The organism is Cellulomonas bogoriensis 69B4 = DSM 16987 (genome assembly GCF_000767165.1).
GTDB lineage: Bacteria > Actinomycetota > Actinomycetes > Actinomycetales > Cellulomonadaceae > Actinotalea > Actinotalea bogoriensis.
Window position 1 is genome coordinate 1 of the sequence record NZ_AXCZ01000230.1, and the last position, 3,280, is coordinate 3,280.

General features: G+C 72.2%; 3 protein-coding genes. All 3 read left to right on the plus strand.

What is annotated here, in order from left to right; translation table 11 throughout:
* Positions 1-131: 131 nt before the first annotated feature.
* Entirely contained in the window at positions 132-1,343 is a 1,212-nt protein-coding gene (locus N869_RS13805) for a cystathionine gamma-synthase (protein WP_035062526.1), read from the plus strand.
* 104 nt (positions 1,344-1,447) lie between these two features.
* Positions 1,448-2,593, plus strand: coding sequence for an AI-2E family transporter (locus tag N869_RS13810; protein ID WP_052105587.1), 1,146 nt, complete (start codon positions 1,448-1,450; stop codon positions 2,591-2,593).
* Between the two features lie 50 nt (positions 2,594-2,643).
* A partial coding sequence (locus N869_RS13815; protein WP_035062529.1) for a threonine ammonia-lyase occupies positions 2,644-3,280 on the plus strand: 637 nt, incomplete at its 3' end.

Here is a 3,280-nt window from a genome sequence, read left to right on the forward strand (position 1 = left end):
AGCGCCTGCTCCCGGGTCACCATGGTGGGTGTGGTGCCGAACACGGTCGCTCCTTCGGTCGGTGCCTGTTCTTCTCACAACGTCGGCGCCGTCGTCACATGTTCCGCACGCGAGGGCTCTAGCCTGGTGCGGTGACCACTGACGCGACCTCTCACGACTGGGCCGGGACGGGCTTCTCCACGCGTGCGATCCACGCCGGGCAGGACCCCGACGCCGCGACCGGTGCCGTCGTCCCCCCGATCCACCAGGTGTCGACCTTCAAGCAGGACGGCGTGGGTGGGCTGCGCGGCGGTTACGAGTACTCCCGCTCGGCCAACCCCACGCGCACCGCCCTGGAAGAGGCGCTGGCTGCGGTCGAGGGCGGGTCGAGGGCGTACACGTTCGCCTCGGGCCTCGCCGCCGAGGACACCCTCCTGCGCGCCGTGCTGCGCCCCGGCGACCACATGGTGGTGCCGGACGACGCCTACGGCGGCACCTACCGGTTGATCGCCCGCGTCCTGGGGCCCTGGGGTGTGGAGCACACGCCGGTGGACCTGTCGGACCTGGACGCGGTGGCCGCCGCCGTGGAGCACGGCCGCACCAAGGTCGTGTGGGTCGAGACGCCCACCAACCCGCTCCTGGGTGTGGCCGACGTCGCGGGTGTCGCTGCGATCGCGCGCGCCGCGGGTGCGGTCCTGGTGGTGGACAACACGTTCGCGACCCCGTACCTGCAGCAGCCCCTGGCGCTCGGTGCGGACGTGGTGGTGCACTCGACCACCAAGTACGTGGGTGGGCACAGCGACGTGGTGGGCGGGGCCCTGGTCGTGGGTGACGGTGCGCAGCTGCCCGTCGGGCTGGAGGGGCCCACGGGCACGACGTCCCTGGCGGACGCCGTGGCCTTCCACCAGAACGCCTCGGGTGCGGTGGCCGGCCCGTTCGACGCGTGGTTGACGTTGCGGGGCCTGAAGACCCTCGCCGTGCGCATGGACCGGCACTGCCAGAACGCCGCAGCCGTCGCCGACTACCTGGCCGGGCACTCGGCCGTCACCCAGGTCCTGTACCCGGGCCGCGCCGACCACCCGCACCACGAGGTCGCGGCCCGGCAGATGAGCGGGTTCGGGGGCATGGTCGCGTTCCGGGTGGGGTCACGGGAGAAGGCCCTGGAGGTGTGCGAGCGCACCAGGGTGTTCACCCTCGCCGAGTCCCTGGGCGGGGTGGAGTCGCTCATCGAGCACCCCGGCATGATGACCCACGCGTCGGTCGCGGGTTCTGCGCTGGAGGTCCCCGACGACCTCGTCCGGCTCTCCGTCGGTATCGAGGACGTGGCCGACCTCGTGGCCGACCTCGGGCAGGCCCTGGCATGAACGGTGAGGGGCGTCGGCGGCCCCGCCGTCGCCGACCTGATCTGACGGCGCCGTCCGGTCCGCCCCCGGGTGCGCAGCCCGTTGCACCGGTCCTCGAGGTGCCTGTGGCGGCGCGCGAGGCGGTCCCGTTGTCGGTGCGGGTGGCCGCGGCCTGGTCGTGGCGTCTGATCCTCATCGGCGTGGTGGTCGGTGCGCTCGTGTTCGCGATGGCCACGGCGAAGGTCATCTGGGTGCCGGTGGTCGTGGCGCTGCTCCTGACCGTCCTGCTCACCCCGGTGGTGGAGTTCCTCACCGGGACCTTGCGCTTTCCCCGGGGCCTGGCCGCCACCACCACCGTCGTGGGCCTCGTCGCCGTCGTCGGCGGGCTCCTCACCCTGGCCGGGCAGCAGATCGCCCAGGGCTTCGCAGCCCTGTGGGACCAGGCGCTGGACGGCTTCCAGGAGCTGCTCCTGACCTTGGAGGACACCCCGCTCGGCATCGACAGCGAACAGCTGTCCCTCTATCTGGACCAGCTCGTGGCCCAGATCGGTGACAACAGCAACATGCTGGTCAGCGGCGCGCTCTCGGTCACCACGACGATCGGTCAGGTGCTGATCGGCGTGGTCATCGCCCTGTTCTGCCTGCTGTTCTTCCTCAAGGACGGGAAGATCATCTGGGCGTGGCTGCTGAGGCTGCTGCCCGCCGGGGGTCGGCACCGCGCCTACGAGGCGTCCCGGCGTGGAGTGGTCACCCTCGGTTCCTACGTGCGTGCGCAGATCCTCGTCGCGCTCGTGGACGCGGTCGGCATCGGCATCGGTGCCGCGATCCTCGGCCTCCCGCTCGTCATCCCCCTCATGGTGCTGATCTTCCTGGCGAGCTTCATCCCGTTCGTCGGTGCGATCGCGACGGGTGCGATCGCCGTCCTGGTCGCGCTCGTGGACCAGGGCCTCGGGACGGCGCTGATCATGCTCCTGATCGTCATCGGGGTGCAGCAGCTGGAGAGCAACGTCCTGCAGCCGCTCCTGCTGGGGCACGCGGTGTCCCTGCACCCGGTGGCGGTGCTGCTGGCGGTGACCCTCGGGTCGATCAGCGCGGGCATCGTCGGTGCCCTGCTCGCCGTCCCGATCACCGCGACGCTCAACACCGTCGTCCTCTACCTGCACGGCCGGGACAAGTTCCCCTACCTCGGGCTCGATCCAGGAGGGCTCGACGGGCAGCTGGCTCGCCTCGACGGACCGGGTGCGCGCGTACGAGCCCGGCAGGCCGGGTGAGTGGCCACGTGATCGACGTCGACAAGACCGACCGGGGCACGGCCGGCGCCGTGCCGGCCGTGGGGCCCGAGGACGTCGCCGGCGCCGCGGCGCTGCTCGAGGGTGTGGCGACCAGGACTCCTGTGGACGGCAGTCGCGCCCTGGAGGAGATCGCGGGTGGGCCCGTGCACCTCAAGTGCGAGAACCTGCAACGCTCAGGGTCGTTCAAGATCCGGGGTGCGTACGTGCGCATGGCGCGCATGTCCGGGCCCGAACGCGCCCGGGGGGTGGTCGCGGCCAGTGCCGGGAACCACGCCCAGGGCGTGGCCCTGGCGGCCCGGATGCTGGGCATGTCGGCGACGGTGTACATGCCGCAGGGCGCGGCGCTGCCGAAGGTCGCCGCGACCGAGCAGTACGGCGCACGGGTGGTCCTGGGCGGTGACACGGTCGACGACGCACTGGTCCGTGCCCGTGAGCACGCCGCGTCCACCGGCGCGGAGATGATCCACCCGTTCGACCACCGTGACGTCGTCGCAGGTCAGGGGACGGTGGTGCGTGAGGTCCTGGAGCAGGTCCCGGACGTGCGGACGATCCTGGTGCCGGTGGGTGGGGGTGGGCTCGCCGCGGGTGCGGTCGCGGCCCTGGGCGCCGACCACCCGGACGTGGAGGTCGTGGGGGTGCAGGCCGGCGGCGCGGCGGCATGGCCCG